Annotated in this window: 4 protein-coding genes; 1 reads left to right on the plus strand and 3 read right to left on the minus strand. The window is 70.2% G+C overall.

What is annotated here, in order from left to right:
• A partial coding sequence (locus BJF79_RS35480; RefSeq protein ID WP_075903996.1) for a SpoIID/LytB domain-containing protein occupies nucleotides 1-607 on the plus strand: 607 nt, incomplete at its 5' end.
• Nucleotides 608-626: 19 nt separating this feature from the next.
• Here the strand turns inward: BJF79_RS35480 and BJF79_RS56320 are convergent.
• The 3 genes from BJF79_RS56320 to BJF79_RS35495 all read right to left on the minus strand — a co-directional run.
• The gene (locus tag BJF79_RS56320) at nucleotides 627-1055 is read right to left on the minus strand and encodes an NBR1-Ig-like domain-containing protein (RefSeq protein WP_075903998.1); all 429 of its coding nucleotides are present in this window, start codon (nucleotides 1053-1055) and stop codon (nucleotides 627-629) included.
• An 857-nt stretch (nucleotides 1056-1912) separates the two neighbouring features.
• Complete coding sequence (locus BJF79_RS35490) at nucleotides 1913-2683, minus strand: SDR family NAD(P)-dependent oxidoreductase (RefSeq protein WP_075904000.1); 771 nt, start codon at nucleotides 2681-2683, stop codon at nucleotides 1913-1915.
• Nucleotides 2684-2708: 25 nt separating this feature from the next.
• On the minus strand, nucleotides 2709-3185 hold a 477-nt coding region (locus BJF79_RS35495), incomplete at its 5' end, for a hypothetical protein (RefSeq protein WP_262403050.1).

A 3185-nucleotide genomic window follows, 5' to 3' on the forward strand; every position in this document is an offset into this window, starting at 1 on the left:
CGGCACCTACCAAGACTTCAAGGCGGGCGCCAAAGGCAACCTGAACTCCAGCCTCAAGAACCAGAACGCCTCGCACCGATTCCTCGGTTCCACGCCGCCGACCGGCTGCAAGACCGACGGCACGAACAGCAAACTGCCCACGACGATCCTGGTCTACCGGGTGTCGCTCAACCGCGTGGACCGGGTGCCGTTCAAGACCTACGTCAAGAACGTCCTGCCCAACGAGTGGGTGCCGAGCTGGCCGCGGGAGTCCCTGCGGGCCGGGGCGATGGCCGTCAAGAGCTTCGGCTGGTACTGGGCGCTGCACTCGACGCGCAAGACGTCGGGCGGTGACTGCTTCGACGTCTACGACAACACGTCGAGCCAGGTGTACAAGCCCGGCTCGGCGAAGGCGTCGACGAACGCCGCCGTGGACGCGACGTGGGGCACGCGGATGACCCGGGGCGGGAAGATCCTGCAAGCCCACTACTGCGCGACGACGACGGCGTGCGGCGGGTGGGTCACCGGCGACTGGATGTCGCAGTACGGCTCCCGCGACAAGGCCAACGCGGGCTGGAGCCACTCACGAATTCTGCACGCCTACTACAGCGGGATCGCTCTCTCCTGACCCCGCGGCCCGTCCGGAATCAGTTCCCCGCCGTGTCGTCCGCGGCGGGGAACAACGGGCTTTCGACGACGACCTGGAAGTTGACCGGCCTGCTTCCGGGAAACGCGACCTTCCCCGACGGATCCACCATCTTGAACCGCACGAAGCACAGGCCCGGATTTCGCGGAGTGGTGATGTCGGTCCGGATGTCGACCATTTCGCCCGGACGTGTGTCTTCGATCGGCACGTCGGAAATCGTCTGGCACTGGTCGGCTCGCTGCGGGAGGTCGAGGCGGCGCAGCGAATACCCCTTCCACGGCACCGTCCCGGCGTTCTTGAGGCGCCACACCTTGGTCACCGTCTCGCCGGGGCCGACCCGCGTGCAGTCGGGCAGCGTGATGTCGGCGATGAACGCGGCGGCGTCGCCCCGGTGGTTCGGCGGAGCCGGTGGCGGGTTGGTCTGGCGCACCGGGCAGTCGGCCGGGGACAGCGCCGCCTTCGACAGCCCGCCGGGCGGCTTCGCGCCGGGCCCGGCGGGTTCGGAACCACGGTCGACGGCGACACGACGCCGGCGACGTCCCCGCCCCGACGGCCGCCGTCGCGAGCGCCGCCGCGGCCGAACGGGGCAACCGGAACCGCCCCGCGGGCCGCGCTCCCCGCACGGGACGGCCCGCGCGGCCGCCCGTGATGCCGTCCGGCGGCAACGCCGGTACGGGGACCGCGCCCTCGCCGGACGACGCGGACCGCTCGGACGGCTCGGCTGGCTCGGACGGCTCGATGGCCACGTGGACGGCGTCGTGGCCGGCGGCGCCTTCGGCGGCGCCCGGCGCGGTGACCGCGAGTTCGCCCGGCGGACGGGCCGCGACGGCGCTCGCGGCGGTCGCGCGGTCGCCGACCGGACCGCCCGGTTCGCCGTCTCCCAGCGTTCGCGGTACTCGCCCGGGTCCGCGCCGCACGCCTTGACGAACTCGACCGTCGTTCCCCAGCTCGGAAGTCGGTTACCCTTCGCGGCTTCATGTAACGTCGTGTGCGAAATCGCCCCTGACCGGCCGGACATCTGCCGGAAAGGCGGGTTGCCGACCGAGTTGCGTAGTTCTCTCAGAGCCGCCGCGAAATCCGCGATCGCCTCCGCCTGTGCACGCATCTCGTCCACCGGGTGAAGCTAACAGCGCCCGTGGTCGTCACTCAAGCCCGAATCGGTATGGGGGAGGTCGGCTACAGGTCAGAACGGTTTCCTCTATATGAAACATCGGTGGACGCAAAGAATCCGCACCCCATGCCGAAATCTAGAATGATCAAGGAATGCGCAGGCGGCGACGGGGAGGGTCACTGGCGGAGGTGGGAGGCGCCGCCGATGTACCAGACCTGGCCGTTGATCCATTCGGCCTCGTCGGAGAGCAGGAAGGCCGCGACCGAGGCCAGGTCGCTCGGCTTCCCGAGGCGGGTGGTCCTGGCGGCGGCCATGAAGGCTTGCTGGAGTTCCAGGTCGTTCTGCTGTTCCTGCGTTTCGCCCATGACCAGCCCCGGCATGACGCCGTTGCTGCGGATGCCCGCCCCGCCCCAGTTGACGGCGATGTGCCGGGTCAGCTGGTTGACCGCGGCCTTGGACGCGTTGTAGGCGACGTGGGACGGGTCGGTGCCCAGCGAACCGCCGGACGAGGTGATGACGATGCTGCCGCCGCCCTTCTCCAGCAGGTGGGGCAGGACGGCACGGCTGGTGCGGACGTAGCCGAGCAGGTTGACGTCCAGGGTGCGCCGCCACACGTCCATGTCGGTGTCGAGCAGGGAGGTGTCGCGTCCGATGTTGTCCGGGGACAGGTCCGCGCCGACGTTGTGGAGGCCGTCCACGGCGCCGAACTCGGCGATCGTCCGGCCGACCAGTTCCCGCACCGACTCGTCGTCGGACAGGTCGAACTCGACGGCGACGGCCCGGCCGCCCGAGCGTCCGATCCGTTCGGCGGTGGCCTCGGCGCCCTGGATGTTGATGTCGCCGACGGTCACGAAAGCGCCCTCGGCGGCGAGCCGCTCGGCCGTGCCCGCGCCGATCCCGGTGGCGCCGCCCGCCACGATGAAGGTCTTGCCGCGCAGTCCGCGCATGGTCGCTCCGGTTTCTCCGTGTTCTCTAGTCGCGCGAGATCTTGTCGAGGGGGTTGGACCGTTCGAGCATTCCGAAGGTCTCCTCGCCGTCCCAGCGGTAACGCACACCGGCCTGGTGGACGGCCGGGAAGTCGGAGATCTCCTGCTTGAGGGCCCGCACCGAGTAGGTGTCGTCGCCGTGGTGGACGTCGTGGGTGGAGAACACCGTCTCGCCCTCGATCTCGACGGTCCCGGCTTCGGTCTCCAGGACCAGCGACACGTCCTCGCCCAGGGCGCGGAGCCTCGTCAGCCAGGGGGCTCGCACCACGCGCGCGGGGACGAGGTCGCCGTCGCCGGTGAAGACGAAGCCCTCGTTGAAGGTCGGCTGCCCGTCGGGGCGCGGCGGGTAGGCGATGTAGCCGAACGCGCGTCCGCTCGGGAACACCGCCGACTGCCAGCAGTGGCCCCAGAAGTCGGCGAGCTTGCGGACGCCCTGGCGGCGGATGCGCAGGCCGCTGCCGGT

The sequence above is a fragment of the Actinomadura sp. CNU-125 genome, assembly GCF_001942465.1.
GTDB lineage: Bacteria > Actinomycetota > Actinomycetes > Streptosporangiales > Streptosporangiaceae > Spirillospora.

Bases quoted from the DNA above. Each gene is read 5' to 3' on its own strand.
- BJF79_RS35490 (WP_075904000.1), bottom strand. From the start codon at position 2,683: ATGCGCGGACTGCGCGGCAAGACCTTCATCGTGGCGGGCGGCGCCACC.